This window comes from Streptomyces sp. BPTC-684, from assembly GCF_030028635.1.
GTDB classification, from domain to species: Bacteria; Actinomycetota; Actinomycetes; order Streptomycetales; family Streptomycetaceae; genus Streptomyces; species Streptomyces noboritoensis.
The window spans coordinates 3,063,016-3,081,605 of the sequence record NZ_CP124863.1 but is presented as its reverse complement, the minus strand read 5'-3'; the positions used below and the strand labels follow the sequence as shown (position 1 = coordinate 3,081,605).

17 protein-coding genes and 2 pseudogenes are annotated in these 18,590 nt (G+C 69.3%); 13 read left to right on the top strand and 6 right to left on the bottom strand.

Going from position 1 to position 18,590, the window contains the following annotated elements; genetic code table 11:
* The first annotated feature begins 1 nt into the window (after position 1).
* From QIY60_RS13740 to QIY60_RS13710, 7 genes are all read left to right on the top strand, one after another.
* Positions 2-853, top strand: a complete 852-nt coding sequence (locus tag QIY60_RS13740; protein ID WP_283142677.1) for an N-acyl homoserine lactonase family protein — start codon at positions 2-4, stop codon at positions 851-853.
* On the top strand, positions 850-2,724 hold the full coding sequence (locus QIY60_RS13735; protein WP_283142676.1) for an FAD/NAD(P)-binding domain-containing protein: 1,875 nt from the start codon (positions 850-852) through the stop codon (positions 2,722-2,724). Before QIY60_RS13740 ends, QIY60_RS13735 begins: the two co-directional genes overlap by 4 nt.
* The gene (locus QIY60_RS13730) at positions 2,678-3,145 is read left to right on the top strand and encodes a cupin domain-containing protein (protein WP_283142675.1); all 468 of its coding nucleotides are present in this window, start codon (positions 2,678-2,680) and stop codon (positions 3,143-3,145) included. Before QIY60_RS13735 ends, QIY60_RS13730 begins: the two co-directional genes overlap by 47 nt.
* 24 nt (positions 3,146-3,169) lie before the next feature.
* Positions 3,170-3,583: a VOC family protein gene (locus QIY60_RS13725; RefSeq protein ID WP_283142674.1), complete on the top strand. Its 414-nt coding sequence runs from the start codon at positions 3,170-3,172 to the stop codon at positions 3,581-3,583.
* Between the two features lie 65 nt (positions 3,584-3,648).
* Positions 3,649-5,106, top strand: a complete 1,458-nt coding sequence (locus QIY60_RS13720) for an MFS transporter (protein WP_283142673.1) — start codon at positions 3,649-3,651, stop codon at positions 5,104-5,106.
* A 59-nt stretch (positions 5,107-5,165) separates the two neighbouring features.
* Positions 5,166-5,540: a cupin domain-containing protein gene (locus tag QIY60_RS13715; RefSeq protein WP_283142672.1), complete on the top strand. Its 375-nt coding sequence runs from the start codon at positions 5,166-5,168 to the stop codon at positions 5,538-5,540.
* 145 nt (positions 5,541-5,685) lie between these two features.
* Positions 5,686-6,612: a LysR family transcriptional regulator gene (locus QIY60_RS13710; RefSeq protein ID WP_283142671.1), complete on the top strand. Its 927-nt coding sequence runs from the start codon at positions 5,686-5,688 to the stop codon at positions 6,610-6,612.
* A gap of 27 nt (positions 6,613-6,639) precedes the next feature.
* Here QIY60_RS13710 and QIY60_RS13705 read toward each other — a convergent pair whose 3' ends face one another.
* Positions 6,640-7,092 (bottom strand): MazG nucleotide pyrophosphohydrolase domain-containing protein, encoded by a 453-nt coding sequence (locus QIY60_RS13705; RefSeq protein ID WP_283142670.1) that lies wholly within the window; start codon positions 7,090-7,092, stop codon positions 6,640-6,642.
* A gap of 331 nt (positions 7,093-7,423) precedes the next feature.
* Here QIY60_RS13705 and QIY60_RS13700 point away from each other — a divergent pair.
* From QIY60_RS13700 to QIY60_RS13685, 4 genes and pseudogenes are all read left to right on the top strand, one after another.
* Positions 7,424-7,913, top strand: a pseudogene (locus tag QIY60_RS13700) (hypothetical protein).
* A gap of 149 nt (positions 7,914-8,062) precedes the next feature.
* Entirely contained in the window at positions 8,063-8,614 is a 552-nt protein-coding gene (locus tag QIY60_RS13695; protein WP_283142669.1) for a toxin, read from the top strand.
* 69 nt (positions 8,615-8,683) lie between these two features.
* A complete protein-coding gene (locus QIY60_RS13690) occupies positions 8,684-9,931 on the top strand; it encodes an MAB_1171c family putative transporter (protein WP_283142668.1) in 1,248 nt (415 codons plus the stop codon).
* Between the two features lie 8 nt (positions 9,932-9,939).
* Positions 9,940-10,545, top strand: coding sequence for a hypothetical protein (locus QIY60_RS13685; protein WP_283145918.1), 606 nt, complete (start codon positions 9,940-9,942; stop codon positions 10,543-10,545).
* 283 nt (positions 10,546-10,828) lie between these two features.
* On the opposite strand, the gene QIY60_RS13680 is transcribed toward QIY60_RS13685, so the two are convergent.
* Both QIY60_RS13680 and QIY60_RS13675 read right to left on the bottom strand, forming a co-directional pair.
* Positions 10,829-12,457 (bottom strand): MFS transporter, encoded by a 1,629-nt coding sequence (locus QIY60_RS13680; protein WP_283142667.1) that lies wholly within the window; start codon positions 12,455-12,457, stop codon positions 10,829-10,831.
* Positions 12,458-12,608: 151 nt separating this feature from the next.
* Positions 12,609-12,845, bottom strand: a pseudogene (locus tag QIY60_RS13675) (helix-turn-helix domain-containing protein); the annotation flags it as partial.
* A 1,119-nt stretch (positions 12,846-13,964) separates the two neighbouring features.
* Between QIY60_RS13675 and QIY60_RS13670 the strand changes: the two are divergent.
* The gene (locus QIY60_RS13670; RefSeq protein WP_283142666.1) at positions 13,965-14,876 is read left to right on the top strand and encodes an alpha/beta fold hydrolase; all 912 of its coding nucleotides are present in this window, start codon (positions 13,965-13,967) and stop codon (positions 14,874-14,876) included.
* Positions 14,877-14,879: 3 nt separating this feature from the next.
* On the opposite strand, the gene QIY60_RS13665 is transcribed toward QIY60_RS13670, so the two are convergent.
* Positions 14,880-15,140, bottom strand: a complete 261-nt coding sequence (locus QIY60_RS13665; protein ID WP_283142665.1) for a DUF397 domain-containing protein — start codon at positions 15,138-15,140, stop codon at positions 14,880-14,882.
* Positions 15,100-15,951, bottom strand: a complete 852-nt coding sequence (locus tag QIY60_RS13660) for a helix-turn-helix transcriptional regulator (RefSeq protein WP_283142664.1) — start codon at positions 15,949-15,951, stop codon at positions 15,100-15,102. Before QIY60_RS13660 ends, QIY60_RS13665 begins: the two co-directional genes overlap by 41 nt.
* A 135-nt stretch (positions 15,952-16,086) precedes the next feature.
* Here QIY60_RS13660 and QIY60_RS13655 point away from each other — a divergent pair, with 135 nt between their 5' ends.
* Positions 16,087-16,461: an ATP-binding protein gene (locus QIY60_RS13655; protein WP_283142663.1), complete on the top strand. Its 375-nt coding sequence runs from the start codon at positions 16,087-16,089 to the stop codon at positions 16,459-16,461.
* Between the two features lie 43 nt (positions 16,462-16,504).
* Here QIY60_RS13655 and QIY60_RS13650 read toward each other — a convergent pair whose 3' ends face one another.
* On the bottom strand, positions 16,505-18,523 hold the full coding sequence (locus QIY60_RS13650; RefSeq protein ID WP_283142662.1) for a hemopexin repeat-containing protein: 2,019 nt from the start codon (positions 18,521-18,523) through the stop codon (positions 16,505-16,507).
* Positions 18,524-18,590 lie beyond the last annotated feature (67 nt).

The following is an 18,590-nucleotide window of genomic DNA, read 5'->3' as shown; positions in this document are numbered from 1 at the left end:
CATGGCCGAGGACACGCATCCGGTGTACGAGGTCCTGGCGCTCCGGTTCGGTACGCACGCCGACCGGCCCGCGCGGGACAACTTCCTTGTCGACGAGGGCCAGTTCACCCCGGGCAGCGACATGCCCATGGACTTCTACCTCTGGGTGATCCGCGACGACCGGCACTTCCTGCTCGTGGACACCGGGTTCAACGAGGAGATGGCGCGGCGCCGGGGACGCACCCTGTTCCGCAGCCCCGTCGACGCGCTGGCCGATCTCGGCGTGGCGGCCGAGGACGTCTCGGACGTGGTCATCACGCACATGCACTACGACCACGCGGGCAACCTGGACCGGTTCCCGCACGCCCGGATCCATCTGCAGGAGGACGAACTCCGCTTCTGCACCGGGCCCGCTATGCGCCACCACGTCGTCCGCAAGCCCTTCGAGCCGGTCAACGTGAAGACGGCGGTCCAGGGTCTTTTCGAGGACCAGCTCGTCCTGCACCGCGGGGAAGCCGAGATCATCCCCGGCGTGACGGTGCATCAGGTTCCGGGACACACGCCGGGCACCCAGGTGGTCCGGGTCCCCACCGCGCGGGGCTGGGTCGTGCTGGCGAGCGACGCCACGCATCTGTGGGCGAACATCCGGCTGCGCAGCCCGTTCCCCATCCTCGACCACCTCACGCCGATGCTGGAGGGGTACGAGAGGATCGAGGCGCTGGCGGACGGCGACGACCACATCATCCCCGGCCACGACCCCCAGGTGGCCCGGCGGTTCCCGCCGCTCCCGGGGGCGCCCGACTGGGTCCGCCTCCACGAGCCCGCGCTCGACGGCCTGGAGGCCGCCGCGGCGGCCGGTGGAGCGGTCCGATGACGGCGCTCCAGGTGGCCGTCGTCGGTGTGGGCCCGCGCGGCCTGAGCGTTCTCCAGCGGATCTCCGAACTCGCGGACCAGCTGCCCGAAGGGCGCACGCTGGACGTGCACCTCATCGACCCCGGCGACGGCGGCCAGGGCACGCACTCCGCACGTCAGCCCTCCCACCTGCTGACCAACACCGTCGCCAGCCAGGTGACGATGTTCGCCGACGCCCGGGGCCCCTCGTTCACCGAGTGGGCGCAGTCCGCCGGGTACCGGGAGTTCGACGGCGCGTACCACCCGACCGGGGGCGAATCCGGCGAGCCGCTGGGCGAACACGCCTATCTGCCCCGGCAGATCCTCGGCGCCTACCTCAGCTGGGTGTTCGACCAGACGGTCGGCTCCCTGCCGCCGCAGGTGCGGGTGGTCCACCACCGCGACCGGGCCGTGGACATCGAGCAGACGGACGGCGACCGCTTCGTCGTCCACCTGGAGAAGGGCTTCGCCCTCACCGGCGACTACGTCTTCCTCACCACCGGACACTGCGAGCGGATCCCGACCCAAGAGGACCTCGCGTACGAGGAGTTCGCCCGGGACAACGCCGACCGCAACCCGTCGCTCGCGTACTGCTCCACTCCCTATCCGGTCGAACGGCTCCAGGCGATCGACCCGGGCTCGACCGTCGCGGTCCAGGGATTCGGACTGACCGCGCACGACGTCATCTCCGAACTCACGGTCGGCCGCGGCGGTACGTTCCACGGCTCCGGCCACGCCATGGAGTACCGCCCCTCGGGACGCGAGCCCGAGATCCTCCTCTTCTCCCGCCAGTGCCTGCCCTTCAGCGCGCGCGGGGTGAACCAGAAGGGGATCACCGGAGCACACCGGCCGCGGTTCTTCACCAAGGAAGCGGTACGGCGGGCGCGGGAGCGGGCGGCACAGCGCGGCGACTCCCGGCTCGACTTCACCGAAGACGTCCTTCCGCTCCTGCTGCGCGAGATGGGCTACGCCTATCGCGCCGCGCAGGAGCAGCGCTCGATTCCGCCCGAGGAGTACGAGCTCACCGCGGCCGACCGCCGCGTGGTCGAGGAGATCCTCGACCCGCTGGGCGGCCGGGACTTCGCGAACCAGGGCGCGTTCACCAAGTTCTTCGTGGACTACGTCGAAAGCGACCTGGAGCACGCGGAGCTGGGCAACACGACGAGCCCCCTGAAGGCCGCCACCGACGTCATCCGCGACACCCGGGCGAGTCTGCGGGAGGCGGTCGAGTTCTCCGGGCTGACGCCCGCGTCCCACCGGACCTTCAACGCCACGTACGTGCCGGTCATGAACCGGGTCTCGTTCGGCCCGCCCCGGCACCGCAACTACCAGCTCCTGGCGCTGCTGCGGGCCGGGATCGTGGACCTGGCCGGCGGTCCCGGGGGGCGGCTGGTGCTCGACCGGGACGCGGCGCGGTTCGCCGTCCGCACCGACTACCCGGACGGCCCCGAGATCCGCCACGCCGACGCCCTGGTCGTCGCCCGGCTCGACGCGTTCCACCCCGAGCACGACAGGTCGCCGCTGGTCAACGGACTCCTGGGGCGCGGCCTCGTCCGCCCTTACGCGAACGGCCCGTTCGAGCCGGGCGGGCTCGACATCGACGAGCAGGGCCGGCCGATCACAGCGGCGGGCGAGCCGCTCCGCACCGCATGGGCGGTCGGCTATCTCGTCGAGGGGCCGCGGTTCTACACCCACGCGCTGCCGCGCCAGGGAATGACCTCGCAGTTCACCCTCGACGCCGACGCCGCCGTACGCGGCATGGTCGGGCACATCCAGCACCTGTACGACACCAGCCAGGAGGACGAGCATGCCGGTGCGGAGCGGAAGTCAGTTTCCCTACCCGGAATTTCGTAAGCGCCATGTGCAGGACCGGCCCGACCCGGTCGTATGGCCGTGGGAGACCCTGGCCAAGGAAATCGAAGCGGCCGAGCACACGGAATACGGCACGGTCACGCTGGCCGCGCCCGGGGGCGACCACGAGGTCATTCCGGGGACGTCGATGACCTTCCAGTCCGTACGGCCCGGTGACCGCACCACGCCGCACACGCATTCCTGGTGGCATCTCTATTTCGTACGGTCCGGATCGGGCGTCCTCGTATTCGACGAGACCGACGAGACGGTCGCCCTCGGCGACGGCGACATCGTGCTGATTCCGGCGTGGCACGTCCACCACTTCGAGAACCACGGGGCGGACACGGATCTGCTGCTGCTCAACATGTCGAACCTGCCGCAAATGGCCGGTCTGCACAACAAGTTCTCCAAAGAAAACGCATAACAGCACACGCATCAGGAGGCGGACATGGCGGACATGTTCAAGCGCATCGACCACATCGGTGTGGTCGTCGACGACATCACCGAAGCGAGGGCGTTCCTGGAAAGCCTGGGAATGCGGCTGGAACGGGCCGAGGAAGTACCGGCCCGGAACGTGAAGATCGCGTTCTACCACTGCGGGGACGGCCGGATCGAGCTCATCGAGCCCACGACTCCGGAGGCCCGGCAGCGCAGGCTGGGCGACGGCAACCAGGCCCGCCTTGAGCACATCGGCGTCGAGGTCGACGACGTGTCCCAGATGATGCGGGCGGTCCAGGGCCTCGGCATCGAGCTCACCACCGGCGAGCCCGTCCCGGTCGGCCCGAACCTCAACGCGTGGACGGAGCCCGGGACTTCGAACGGGATCCAGTTCCAGCTGGTCCAGCGGGACGCCGTCCAGTAGGCCGGTGAGCGGTCTGCGGCGCCTCACGTTGCGGACTGTACATACTAGTAGCTACAGTCCTGGATGTGGATTCCTTGAAGACGTCTCCTGCACATGACCAAGCGCGAGCCGGGACCGAGCAAGGCGCATCCAGACCGGACGGGCGCCGGCCGACCTGGCTGCTGATCTCCCTGCTCGGCGGCATGTTCCTCGGGAACGTGGACATCGCCGTCGTCAACGTCGCGATCCCCTCGATCCGCGATCGCCTGCACGCGTCCGGCGGTGAACTGGAACTCATCGTTTCCGGATACACGCTCGCGTACGCGATGTTGCTGATCACCGGGGCACGGCTGGGGGAGGTGCGCGGGCGGCGCCGGACCTACCTGTTCGGGCTCGCCGTCTTCACGCTGTCCTCGCTCGCGTGCGGGCTCGCACCCGACAGCACCACCCTGGTGGGCGCCCGGGTCGTGCAGGGGCTCGGCGCCGCGCTGATGGTGTCGCAGGTCCTGACGGGCATTCAGGTCAACTTCGAGGGCGCCGCGCGCCGACGGGCCCTGGGCACCTACACCGGTGTCCTCGGCATGAGTTCCGTCATCGGACAGGCGCTCGGCGGCGTCCTGGTGTCGGCCGACATCCTGGGCATGGGCTGGCGCCCCATCTTCCTGATCAACGTGCCGATCGGCATCGCCCTGTTCCTCACCTCGTACACCTTCCTGCCCGCCGACGAGAGCACGGGGCAGAAGAAGTTGGACCTGCGGGGCGTCGGGCTGCTTTCGCTCGCCCTGTTCCTGCTGGTGACACCGCTGGTGCTGGGGCAGGACGAGGGCTGGCCGCTGTGGACGTGGCTCTGCCTCATCGCGTCCGTGCCGGTCTTCGCCCTGTTCGTCGGGGTGGAGCGGGGCATCGCGCGGCGCGGCGGCGACCCGTTGATGAACGTCGCGCTGCTCGCCCGCAGGCAGATCGCGCTGGCCCTGGTGTCCCAAGGTGCCACCCGGGCCGGTTACTTCGCGCTGCTTTTCGTCCTCGCGATCTACCTTCAGCAGGGGCTCGGGAAGAGCGCGGTCTACGCGGGCCTGATCCCCATCGCGTGGGTGGCGACGTTCGCCCTGGTCGGGCCTGTCCTCGGCCGGACCGGGCCGCGCATCCGAAAGCTCGCGGCCCCCGTCGGCGGCCTGCTGATGGCGGTCGCCTTCGCCGGTGTGGCGGCGGGCGGGCAGAGCACCGGCTGGCTGATCGTCCTCCTCGGCATCGGGGGCGTCGGCTACGGCGCGGCGTTCAGCGGGACGCTGGCCCGCCTGACGGATTCCGTCGAAGCCCGGTACGCGCCGGATGTGAGCGGCCTGTTCAACACGACGCTCCAGGTCGGCGGAACCATGGGTGTGGCGGTGTTCGGGACCGTATATCTGGGTCTCGTCGAAGGGAACGGCGATCCGCGGGACGCCTTCAGTACGACCAACGCGGTTCTGGCGATCGTGTCACTCGCCGCGTCCGCGCTGATCGCGCTCGCGGGAAAGGCCGAGACGGCCAAGGCCGCGCAGAGCTGATATCGCATCACTGCTCACCACGTAAAAAGCATGAATCGAAAAGAAATGGAGTTCGTACTGTGGATGTCATCCGTCACCCCGGAGACGCGATCAAGGGGCCCGAGGACCGCTTCTTCGGTGATGTGTGGCTGTGGCCGCGCATCGGCGCCACCGCCAACACCGAAGTGCGGAACGTGCTGTTCACGCCCGGCTCCCGCAGCGCCTGGCACCGGCACCCCGCGGGACAGGTCCTGCACGTCACCGAGGGTGTGGGAGTCGTGGGGTACCGGGGCGGCGAGCGCCAGGAGATCAGGGCGGGCGACACGGTCGTCTGCCACCCGGGCGAAGAGCACTGGCACGGCGCGGGCCCGAACACGTTCATGACGCACATAGCCGTCACGGACGGGCCCACCGAATGGAAGGAACACGTGACGGACGCGGAGTACCGGGACTGAAGCCCGGACGGGCGGCGCGTCGGTGCGGGACCTGGTCTCCCGCACCGACGCGCCGCCGAGAGCCCGGACTTCGCCGTTCCCTCCGTGAGGTTCGATTACTCCCCGATGACCCTTGGGGACCCTTGGGAGAAATGACTCAGGTACCGTGCGCGCCCACAACCAAGTGCCGTCCGACGCTGTAAAGGGTCCCTTCGCGGCATTACATATGCTGCTGTCCATGAGTATCGAGCTGCATCACTTGCGCGGGTTTCTGGCCTTGGCAGACGAGAAGCATTTCACCCGGGCCGCGAAGCGGATGAACGTGTCCCAGCCGACGCTCAGTCGCAACATCCGACGCCTGGAGGAACTGGTCGGCCGACGCCTCCTGGAACGGACCACGCGCCAGGTGGCCCTCACCCCGGCCGGTGAGGATCTCTATGACCAACTCCGCGTCATCATCCCCCGGTTGGAGGCCGCGCTGCGGCCCGAAGCCCACGAGGACGTGTTTCGCGTGGGGTTCGCCTGGGGCTTTCCCACGGGATGGACGCAGGAGGTCATCGCCTCGTTCGAAGCGGAGACCGGGATGTCGGTACGCGTCCACCGCCATGACGCGAAGCTCGCGGGAGTGGACCGCGGCGACGCCGACCTGGCGATCCTCAGGGGGCGCATAGACGCCGCCAACATGAGGTCCGTCACCTTGCTGCGAGAACGACGGATCGTGGCGGTGTCGACGCGCTCGGAACTCGCCGGGCAGGAGGAGATCCGCTGGCAGGAGATCGCCGACCACCGGCTCGTGCTCAACGAGGTGAGCGGGACGACCGACTTGGCCGACTGGCCGTCGGACCGCCGCCCCAGTGTCTCGGTCGTCTGCCGCAATTTCGACGAGTGGCTGGAGGCCGTCGCCTCGAACAAAGGCGTGGGCGTGGTGCCGGAGTTCGTCGGACGCCAGCACATCCACCCCTTCGTCTCGTTCCTCACGGTCCCCGACGCCCCGCGCGTACCCCTCAACCTGGTCTATCCGCAGCAGGGCGGACACCCGCTGATACGGCGGTTCGTGGCGATGGCCCAGGCGGCGGTCGGTACGACTGATTGAGGACTGCGCCCGGCCCCCGCCCGGGCCTCAGCCCTCCGCCCCTTCACCCCGCTCCCACCCCTGCCCCCGCAGCACCCCCGCCACATCCGGTGCCCGGTAGTGGTCGCCCTTGAGGACCTTGCCGTCGGCTCGGAGGAGGGGGACGCCGTCGGGGCCCAGTTTGGTCATGTTGGCGCGGTGGATCTCCGCGATGACCGCGTCCAGGTCGATGCCGTGGACCAGGGCCGTGCCGTACGCCACGTACACGACGTCCGCCAGTTCGTGGGCCAGGTGGTCCAGGGGGCCCTCGACCGAGACCTCCGCCGCCTCGGCCGCCTCCTCGACCAGGAGGTCGCGGCGGTGGGCGGCGAGGTCCGGGGGGACCTCCGTGGGAGTCGTACGGGCGTCCAGGCCGAACGTGGTGTGGAATTCCCGGACCAGGCGGGCCGGGGACGCCGGGCTCTGCCGGTCTGCTGTGGTTCCTTGCGCGGGGGTGCTCATTCGCCCCAGTTTACTTTTCCTGGGTCACGCTTAACTCGGCTCCCCCGTACGCCCGTTGCGCCCTCGTCGGGATCGGGTGGCTGTGCATCTGCTATCGACGCGATCCGCAGCGGAGGTGGGCGGCTGCGTACGCACGTACGCATGCGCTATCGGCGGGGCGACTGTCCTTGACGCCTGACTCGGTGTCATAATGTATGGGTAGCCCTTCGTGCATCCCCCGTCGCGAAGGGCTACATCTATGTGCGAGCACAGCCGTATGCACACCTTGCCCGGTTTCGGGCATGGCGGGGCCTTCACACGGGCAAGGGACTCCCCTCGTGGCCCCCTGCCCGTGTTTTTTCGAGTTAACAGTGGCGTAGAGTATTTGTGCAAGCCCAGTTCTGACCAGACGGGGTGGGGATCCGATGGAAGACACTCCTGAGCTGACGACCCTTCAGCAGAAGGTCGCCTACATGGTCGAGAAGACCTTTCCCGGCGAGAACGTCTCGGGGCGCGCGTTCTCCGACCTGGTGAAGGAGCGCGGCGGGCACCTCTCCCACAGCTACTTCTCCAACATCCTCGCGGGCAAGGTCACCCACCCCTCCGAGGACATCCTCAAGGCGCTCGGGCTCGGCTTCGGTGTCGACTGGCGGTTCTTCAAGGAGGAGTCCGAGGTCGTCGACGACGTCGTGGCCGGACTCCAGTTCCTCGCCAAGCGGCGTACGGGCGAGATCAGCGGCATCGCGGGGCGCGGGCTCGACGACGACGGCCTCTCCGCCGAGCTCCTCCAGTTCGCCCTGTCGCTCCTCGAAGAGAAGAAGGACAGCGGGGCCGACTCCTAGCGTCGCCTCTTCGACTCCTAGCGGTGCCTCTTCGACTCCTCGCCCCGCCGCACCCCCCGTATTCACTCCCGTTCGTTAAGATGCGCCGATCGATCGCATGTCCATACGCACGAACGCGTGACTACGCCCCGAGGGACCCAGAGGCTTCCATGTCCATGCGCGAGCTGCGGAGAGAGTGCGAGGCCGGGCTCGCCGACCTGCCGATCCCCGCCCCGTTCAGCATCGAGGGCCTGGTCGCGAACATGGAGCAGGCCCGCGGCCGCACCATCGTGCTGCGGGAGCTGCCCGACCGGCTGGCGCGGGTCAACGCCGCCTGCGGGCTCCGGCTCAAGGCCGGGAACACCAGCTTCGTCCTCTACCGCAAGCGCCCCACCGACTACCAGACCCAGCACGTCATCCTCCACGAGCTGTGCCACGAGTGGTTCGACCACGGCACCAGCCTGGACGCCGACGCGCTGGGGGCCCTGCTGCCGATGTTCGACACCTCGCTCATCCAGCGCGTCGTCAGCTCCGGCGCCACCGTCCAGGCCCGCGCCCAGTACGACACCCACGACGAGCGCGTCGCCGAGTTCGGGGCCTCCCTCATCCCCCGGATGGCCATGGACGTGACCAGCGACGACATGGTCGGGCGGCTCGCCAACTCGCTCTCCCGGCCGGTCGCCCACCGCCGCCGCGGCCTGAACATCTTTCGCAGAGACTGAATCCCCCGCGGCCCCCACCCAAGGCCGCCGAAACCCGCCCCCGTTCCTGCCCCCGAGGAATCCCCCCGAATGACTCCGCTCGACCTCGCCGGCTATCTCATAGCCGCGCTGATGACCGCCGTCGCCCTGTGGCGCATGCCCGCCGCCCTGTGGGGCGACGAGGAGGACAAGCGCCGGCGCGCCCTGTGGGGCTGTTACGCCGGGTTCGCCGTCGCCCTGTGGACCAAGACCAAGTTCGTACGGATCACACTGAACGACAGTGAGGTCACCGACCTCGCCGTCCTCATCAAGCACTACACCGCCACCATCGCCATCCTGGCGATCCTCAGCTACATCGTGGCGATCTACGGCCACTTCCCGGACGAGGGCGCGATCCCCCGGCACGTGCGGTTCGCGCGGACCGTGCAGCGGGTCGCCGCCAAGGCGTCCGCGGCCACGCTGATCCTGCTGACCGTGCTGTTCTTCACGGTCGTGGACCGTTCCGTCCCCTCCGACCGGTTCGTCTCGGACCACGCGGGGCAGTGGGGCGCGACGCTCTACATGAGCGTGTTCTACCTGTACTTGGGCGCCTCCTCGGCCGTCTGCGCCTACCAGTGGGCGCTGGCCACCGGCAACGCGCAGGCGCGGCACCTGCGCGTCGGGCTCGGCATGATGACGTTCGCCATGTTCATCGGCGTGGCCTACACCCTCAGCCGGACGCTGTTCCTGTGGGTGAGCGTGATCGACCAGCCGAGCAAGTCGTTCGCGCGGCACTTCGACGAGATCACCGAGGCCTCGCAGATCGTGCTGTTCGCGTTCTTCGCGCTGGGCGCGTCCATCCCCGCGTTCAGCAAGGGCTGGCGCCGGGTGCGGCTGTGGCGGGCGCAGGCGCGGCTGCACCCGCTCTGGTACGAGCTGATGACGGCCTTCCCGGACCAGCCGTTCGAGCCGCCGGCGCCGCTGCTGCGCGAGCTGACGCGCTTCGACACCCCGGCCGACCTGCGGATCGACCGGTGGGCCGCGGACATCGCGGACGCGGTGGAGAAGCTGCGCCACTACGTGCCGGACGAGCTCCTGGACGCCGCCAAGCGGGCCGCCGGGTCCGAGGCGGCCGGGCCGCTCGCCGACGCGCACTGGATCAAGGCCGCGCTCGCCGCCAAGGCCGACGGCGCCGCCGCGGGCCGGGCCGCGGCCATCGAGTCGCAGCACGCCACGGACCAGGACGGCGAGGTCGCCTGGCTGGTGCGGGTGGCCGCCGCGTACAAGACGATTCCGCACGACCGCGCCCGTCAGGTCCTGGCCTCGACGCGGCCCCAGGCCCAGGAGACCTCCGCGTGACCCCCACCATCGAGAGCCGCACCACCGGGCTCGACGACCCCGCCCGGCGCCCCGTCGCCCTCGCCGTCACCAACGTCCTCCAGCCCCGCAACTGCCTCCTCGTCGGCATGCTCGGCATCGGGCTCGCGGCGGCGGGCGACTGGACCGGGCTGCTGTGGGGTCTCCTCGGCGCGCTGTGCGCGGGGCTGATCCCGGCCGGGTACATCGAGTGGGAGCGGGGGCGCGGCACCTGGGGCGACCGGCACGTGGTCGACCGTACGAAGCGGGCGCCGATCTTCTTCGTCATCCTCGGCTCGATCGGCACCGGCTCGCTGGTCATGGTCCTCGGGGACGCGCCCGTCGGCATCCTCGCGGCGATGCTGGGGCTGTGGGTGATGACGATCGGGCTGCTCGCGGTGAACACGGTCTGGAAGATCTCGGTGGACGCGTCCGTCGCGTCGGCGGTGGTCGCGCTGCTCGCGGCGGTCCAGCACGAGGCGCGCTGGCTGTTCCTGTACGCCCTGACCGTCGCGGTCTGCTGGTCCCGTGTGGCCCTGAGCTATCACACGGTGGCGCAGACGGTCGCGGGCGCGGCGCTTGGGGCGGCGACGGCGTCGGCGTTCCTGTTCGTCTGAGGCCGGGCCCGCTGCGCGGCGGCTTGTTCGTCGTCTGCGGCCCGGCGGGAGCTGGTCGCGCAGTTCCCCGCGCCCCTAAAATCGTCGGTCGTCTGCGGGCCGTCCCCAACTGGTCGCGCAGTTCCCCGCGCCCCTTAGATGCCGCTGCGCGGCAATCCCCGGGGCGGCCCGGAGGGGCGCTTTCAGGGGCGCGGGGAACTGCGCGGCCAGCCCGCCACGGTCCGCAGACGAAGCACCCGGCTGCCCGCCAGAGGGCTTTCGGGAAGGGGCGGGGTGGGGGCCCTCACATATGGATCGGGCCCGCGTCCCCGCCCTCCGTCGGGTGCGGGTGGGGCGGGCCCTTGCGGTACAGGATCACCGTGACCAGAAGCCCCAGCGCGAAGAAGCCCGCCGACCACCAGTACGCCGTCGCGTAGCTCTGCAGCTGGGCCTTCGCCAGGACCTGCGGCGTCGGCTGCTTGCCGACCAGATAGCTGCTGGCGGCGCTCGTGGCCAGGGTGTTCAGGAGCGACGTACCCACCGAACCACCCACCTGCTGGCTGGTGTTGACCATCGCGGAGGCCACACCCGCGTCGTGCGCGGCGACCCCCGCCGTGGCCAGGTTCATCGCCGGGGCGAAGATCAGACCCATACCGGCGCCCAGCACCAGCAGCGGCGGCAGGACATGCGCGGCGTACGTGCTGTCGACGTCCAGGGCCGTCATCCACACCAGCCCCGCCGCGCCAAGACCCATGCCCAGCGGCACGATCGGTTTGGCACCCATCTTGGGCACGAAGTTGTTCTGGGCGATCACCGAGGTCGCGATCATGATCACAACCATGGGGATGAAGGCGAGTCCGGTCTTGACGGGCGAGTAGCGAAGGATCTGTTGCAGGTAGTACGTGAGGAACAGGAACACGCCGAACATCCCGGCGCCGGAGATGAACATGCCGAGGAAGGACGCTCCTCGGTCCCGGTCGAGGACCACACGGAGCGGCAACAGCGGGTGCTCGGCGCGCAGTTGCCACCGCACGAACGCGATCAGCAGGACTCCACCCGCCGCCAGGAAACCCCAGGTCTGGACCGAACTCCAGGAGTGCTTCTCGGCGTTGGAGAAGCCGTAGACGATGCAGAACAGGCCCGCCGAGACGAGGACCGTGCCGGGGATGTCCAGTTTCGGGCGGTCGGCCGGGGCTCCCGGGTGGAGCAGGCGCAGGGCGCCGAGGAAGGCGATCGCCGCGAAGATGAGGTTCACGTACAGGCACCAGCGCCAGTTGAGGTACTCGGTGAGCAGTCCGCCGAGCAGCAGGCCCACCGCGCCGCCGGTGCCCGCGATGGCGCCGTAGATCCCGAAGGCCTTGGCGCGCTCCCTCGGGTCGGTGAACGTCGTGGTGAGCAGGGAGAGCGCGGCCGGTGCGAGCAGCGCGCCGAAGACGCCCTGGAGGGCGCGGGCGATGACGAGGACCGTGAAGCTGGGCGCCGCGCCGCCGATCGCGGAGGCCACCGCGAAGCCGATCAGACCGGTCAGGAAGACGGCCTTGCGGCCCACCAGGTCGGCGATGCGGCCGCCGAGCAGCAGGAGCGAGCCGAAGGCCAGGGCGTACGCGGTGACGATCCACTGGCGGTTGCCGTCGCTGAAGCCGAGATCGCTCTGCGCGGAGGGCAGAGCGATGTTCACGATGGTGGCGTCGAGCACCACCATCAGCTGGGCGACGCCGATGACCGCGAGGACCAGCCAGCGGTGTTCGTGGGCGGCGCCGGGATGGGCGGTGCGACCGGCGGCAGCGGCGGCGGCCGTGGCCGCGCCCCCGCCGCGCAGGGGCTGTCCGTCGGAACTCGCCCCGGCCGCTGCGGCACTCTCCTCCGGTGCCGAAGCGGCCGCTATCCGTTCCGCCCTGCCCTCTTCGACGGCGTCCTTGGTGTGGCGACCCATGGCATACGTCTCCTTACGAGGGGATACGCGGCCCTTCCTCACGCTAAGGGGAGGTTCGGCGTTCCGCCACGCGAGTGACATGGGGGGTAAACAGGTCGCAAAGGGGTCTACCGGACGCGAACGTCCCGTCGCGGGGAGCAACCGCGCGACGTTACGGCATCGCGGGCGGCCGCGCCCCGGACACGCCGGGCTCCGGACCCAACAACCGGAATCGCAGGGCCACTTCGAGGTCGAAGCGGGCGTCCGGGTCGTCGAGCGCGGACCCGAAGAGCTTCTCGATGCGGTGCAGCCGCTGGCGTACGGTCTGCGGGTGCAGCGCGAGCCGATCCGCCACCTCGGGAGCACTGCCCCGATGGGACTGCAACCACACCAGGAGCGTGGTGGCGAGCAGCTCGGGCAGCCGCTCCTCGCAGCGGGCGCCGGCGGACGGGCTCCGCGCCTCCTCCACCCTCGTGGAGGTACGGGCGTCCCTGACGGGGCCGGAGGAAAGCGTCCTGTCCCCCCTCCGTCAGGAGGTCCGCGCGGCGCGAGCGATCGCGTCCCCCGCCACCTAGCCCACCCGCCCACCCGTTCGGCGGGGTTGCGTCGGCCCGGGCCTCTCGTGGGTGGCCGCCCACCGTCGGCTTGCGCGGCGCGCGTGCGGCGGCCCGCTTCGCGGAGTGGGGCGCTCCTTCGTCTGCGGCCCGGTGGGGGCTGAGCGCGCAGTTCCCCGCGCCCCTAAAAGCGCCCCTCCGGGCCGCCCCCCAGGATGCCGCGCAGCGGCATTCAAGGGGCGCGGGGAACTGCGCGACCAGCCCCCACCGATCCGCACGCACCCGACAGCCCCGCCCGCCCCCGCCGAGCCGGTACGCGGCCTGGAGCGCGTCGAGGCTGCGGCCCTCCGCGAACTCGCCGCGCCCGAGCACCCAGTAGACCCGCCACCGGTCCTCGCCCCGCTCGGCGGCCGGGGCCGCGCCGCCCTCCACGAGGTCCGCGAATTCGGCCAGCGCGGTTTCCACCCCGCGCTGTATTCCGTATCCGAAATTCCCGTCCAGCGGTCGGGAGAATTCCGGTACGTGCAGTCGTATCTGCCGGATCACCTCGGCCGCCGTGGAGCGCTGTCCCTTATCGCAGCTCCATGGCGAGAGAACTCGGCAGAGCAACCCATGGTCCGGCCATCACTGAAGCCCTCCTCGAAGCCCTCGCCGAAACCCTCCTCATCCGAGAAGTGCGATTATGAGCGCTTGTTACTCACCAGTCAACGGTCGTGACGTGCCAGGTTACTGGCCCGTTACCGCTCGTCACAGCGGGATACGCTCACGCGCGTGACAAGTTCCCGCAGCCCGTGCACAAATCTCTGGCATATCTCTGCGGACTTGACGGAGTGCGACTGAGATCCATTGCCTACCGTCGGAATCCGGCCGTACTTTCAGCTGGTCGAATTCCAGAACAAGGGACGGTACTGGATATGAGATTTTCCCGAATTTCCCGGGCCTGTGCGAGTGCCGCACTCGCAGCCGCGGGACTCATGGCGCTGAGCACGGCCCCGGCCAAGGCGGCCGAGACCGATACGGCCGGGTCGACCGCGACCCGCCCGGTGGAGACCCACTTCGGCATCGGATTCCTCGCCGGTCTCCTCAAACCCACCGAGGCGCCGCCCGGCGCCAACGACTGGTCCTGCCGCTCCACGGCCCACCCCACCCCGGTGGTCCTGGTGCACGGCACGGCGGAGAACATGAACCTCAACTGGCGCGGAGCCGCGCCGCTGCTCGCCAACAACGGCTACTGCGTCTTCGCCTTCAACTACGGCGGCAAGACGCCCACTTCACCGCTCCAGGGCATGGAGAGGATCGAGGACGGCGCGGCCACGATGGCCGCCTTCGTCGACAAGGTGCGGGCCGCGACGGGCGCGCCGAAGGTCGACGTCGTCGCCCACTCGCAGGGCGGCCTGGTCACGCGGTACTACGCCAACCACCTCGGCGGCGCGGCCAAGGTCGGCAAGCTGGTGTCACTGGGCACGCCGAACCAGGGCACGACACTGTCCGGGCTGACCGAGTTCGGCCGCGTGCTCCGACTCCTCGCGCCCGCCAACGAGTTCGTGGTCGGCCCGGCCTGCCCCGCGTGCGTCCAGCAGGAAGTCGGCTCGGACTTCCTCAAGACACTCAACGCGGACGGCGGTACGGCGCCGGGGGTGACCTACACGAACATCGCGACGAAGTTCGACCAGGTCACGACCCCGTACACCTCGACGTTCCTGCCCGCCGGGCCGCACGTCACCAACATCACGGTGCAGGACCAGTGCGTCCTCGACGCCACGGACCACACGGAGATCTCCTACGACCCGATCGCGCTCACGCACGTACTGAACGCGCTCGACCCGGCACACCCCCGCTCGATCCCGTGCCAGCTGGTGCTCCCGGTCACGGGCCCGCTGCTCTGACCCTCAGAGACTGCGCACGAAGGCGCTGAAGGCGGCGGGGCCGACGACGAAGGCCCCGCCGTCCGGGTTCTTGGAGTCGCGGACGGCGATGCGGTGGGGTTGGGCGGCGATTTCGACGCACTGGCCGCCGGTGTCGGAGCTGTACGACGCCTTCTGCCAGACGGCAGCCCCGAGGGGCGCGCACTCGACGCACTGGCCGCCAGCATCGCCGCTGTACGACGACTTACGCCACTGGGCGCCCGGCAGGTACTGGTTGGTCCCCATAACGCTCCTCCATTACGCGGGCGATCAAGTCCGCCGAATCCTCCACGGAGAGCGCGGCGGCCTGCAAGTGATCGTAACGGAGTGAACCCTGCTTGAAAGCTTGCGGGTTGGCCGTCATATGGCCACTCACGAAGTCCTCGGTGTAGACGAGATCCGGGTCGTCGTCGAACCGCAGGAGGTTGAACGAACCCTGTAGCCCGGCATGCGCTCCGGCCGCGAAGGGCAGGATCTGCACCTTCACCCAGTCCCGCTTCCTGTGCAGGTGCAGCAGGTGCTCCAGTTGCTCCCGCATGACCTTTCGACCGCCCATCTCCTGGTGCAGCGCAGCCTCACCCATGACCACCCAGGCCAATGGCGGATTTTCACGGTCCAGGATCCGCTGACGCTCCATACGAGCCTCCACGCGGGCATCGATGTCACCGTCGTCGCGTGCGCCGAGCACGGCACGCGCGTAGTCCTCGGTCTGCAACAGACCATCCACCAACTGGGCCTGGAACGAGGAAATGTAGGCCGCCCGTACCTCCATCTCCGCGTACTGCTGGAACCACGACGGCAGCTGGCTCCGCAGCACCAGCCCCACCAGCCGCGCGAAGAACCCCTCCGTGAGGAGCGCGGCATCCAACCGTTCGGAGATGTCCCGCGTCGGGACTTTCCGCGCCGTTTCGATCTGGCCGATCAACGACGCCGCGCAGAAGATGCAGCTCCCGAGCTGCTCCTGCGTCATTCCGGCTCCCTCGCGCTTGCGGCGCAGCTCGGAACCGTAATAATCCAGCGGCGAGGCGCTGGGATCGAGGTCTCGGATGTTGACCATGACGAAGGGTCACCCCCAACCGCACGCAGTGGACAGATTTTTCTGCCCCTACCGACCGTAACCAGATCACCGCACTCTGGTGGCGTGAATCACGCAACTCACCCTTCCGAGGCGCAAGTTGGGGGTCGCTACGGCATGAACATCACCGTGGGCGACCACTCGGCCCGGCATCTGCGCCGCATCCTGCGCTGGTATCTGGTCAACTGGTCCATGACCGCCGTGGCCGACGCGGCCGAACTCGCGCTGACCGAGCTGACGGCCAACGTCGTACGCCATGTGCCCGGCCGCCACTGCCATGTCCTGATACTGGCCAGACCGTCCGGAGTGCGCGTCGAGCTGACGGACGACTGCGCCGAGCTGCCGCACGCCCCCGCCCGTACCGACGAACTCGCCGAGTCCGGGCGGGGGTTGCTGATCGTGGCGGCGGTGACGGACCGGTGGGGGGTGCTGCCGCACTCGTGGGGCGGGAAGACGGTGTGGTTCGAGTGCGACCGGCCCGGGGCGCGCTGAGCGGACGGACCCGGCCGACCGGTCTCGGTCGGCCGGGCTTCGGTCAGGATGCCTTGGCGCGCCGGGGCCCATCGGACAGACCCGGCCAGTTGTCGCCGAGGGACAGGACGGGGATGTTGCCGCCCCACGTCTCGACCTTGTCCTCCTGCACGTTGTAGCGCAGGTAGTCGCTGCCCTTGAAGAAGTACACGGAGTCCCTCGAACCCGGCACAACGGCGGCGGCGGTGAACCCGTTCTCGAACCCGGTGCCCTTCAGGCCCGGCCAGTGGTCGGCCAGCGACAGGACGCCGGTGTCACCGCCCCACTTCTCGACCTTGTCCTCCTGCACGTTGTAGCGCAGGTAGTCGCTGCCCTTGAAGAGGTACACGGAGTCCCTCGAACCCGGAACGACGGTGGCGGCGGTGAACCCGTTCTCGAACCCGGTGCCCTTCAGGCCCGGCCAGTGGTCGGCCAGCGACAGGACGCCGGTGTCACCGCCCCACTTCTCGACCTTGTCCTCCTGCACGTTGTAGCGCAGGTACTTGCTGCCCTTGAAGAGGTACACGGAGTCCCACGAACCCGGTACTTCCACCGCGGCGTCGATGCCGGTCTCGAACCCGGTGCCCTTCAGGCCCGGCCAGTGGTCGGCCAGCGACAGCAGCTTCCCGCCCTCGCCCCACTTGTCGACCGTGTCGTTCCCGGTGTTGTAGCGCACGTAGCCGTCGCCCTTGAACAAGTACAGGTCCGACTTCGATCCCGGGACGGCTACTGCGCCATCGATGCCCTTCTCGAACGGCGTGTCCTGGAGGGGGTTGCGGCAGCCGAGGCTCCCCGCTTGGCCGGACTCACTGCAGTCCGCGGTCACCGGAACGACCTTGAGGGTGAGCTTCGGATAGGCGGCGATCCCCCCGCTACCGCCCACGTAGAAGGCCAGGCCCCGCTTCTTGCCGTCCGCCGGAATGGCCCGGACGTTGCGCAGCGCCGCCTCGTTGGGCAAATTCCTCGGCGCCTCCCTGACCGAGGTCAGCGTGCCCGAGCCCCAGTTGGGATCCCAGGAACCTGAGGATCCATCCACCCTGCCGATGCCGTACTGGACGCGATAGTGGCTGAACTTCAGGCCGCTCTGGTACTCCGGCAGGGCGCACCAGACCTGGACCTCATCCGGTGACCTCACGGGCGCGCCATTGGCGTCCGCCCTCACGGTGCCGGCCTTGGCATCCACGGTGCACTCCTCGGGGTACTCCATACTCACCCTGGACGCCGTGGCCGCCCAGGGGCTTCCCATCTCGATCTCTCTGCTCTTGAGCCGGTCCGGGGCGCCGGTGGGGGGCAGGTACTTCTTCTTCTCCTTGTCGGAGACCGGGTTCTTGGATTCGAAGTCCTTGCCCGCCTGGCAGATGTAGTCCCGACCGGACTCGTCCTTGCAACCGAGGACCCAGCCCATGCCGACGACGGCGTCGGTGACCTGCCCGCCCTGCACGAGAGTCGGCTTGTCCTGGCCCTTGTCCCGCTTCCAGATGTCGGAGACGGTCTTGAGCCTGTAGTAGACAGCGCGGGCCTCGATATCACGCTTCGGGGTCACCGTGATGGTGTTGGTGACATCGAACTTGACCGATTTATCCGTGACGACGCTGGGGGACTTGAGGTCCGGGACAAGCGCGTTGACGACGCTCTCGCCGAGATCCCCGCCGAACTTCTTCGCGGCGGCCTTCGCCACCATCGTCAGGCCGCCGACCACCCGGTCCCGCCACGGACCCACCCCGTCGTCGTCGACGCCGGTCTGCATGGCCTCGGTCACCTTGCCTTCCCGGCCCAGGCTGAGGACCTGCCGGGCGCCGGGGGTGAGGCGCTGGGGCGGCGCAGCGTTCTGAAGGTAGAAGCCATGCTCCTGGTAGAACGGCAGCACGTACTGATAGGTCAGCCCGCTGGCGGGCGTGTCCTTGGGGTCCTCCACGGTCCTGCCGTTGCCCGGCTCCCACTCGGCGGGCATACCGCCGTCGGCGAAAGCGTCCACGGGCCCGAGCGCGGCTATCAGACCGCCGGCGACCACGGCGGTCACCCATCTCGCTGCTGTTGTCTTCAACTCTCCTCGATTCTCTTCCAGGACACGACGAACGGATCGTCCGCTGGCCTCCCCCGACGCATGCCCC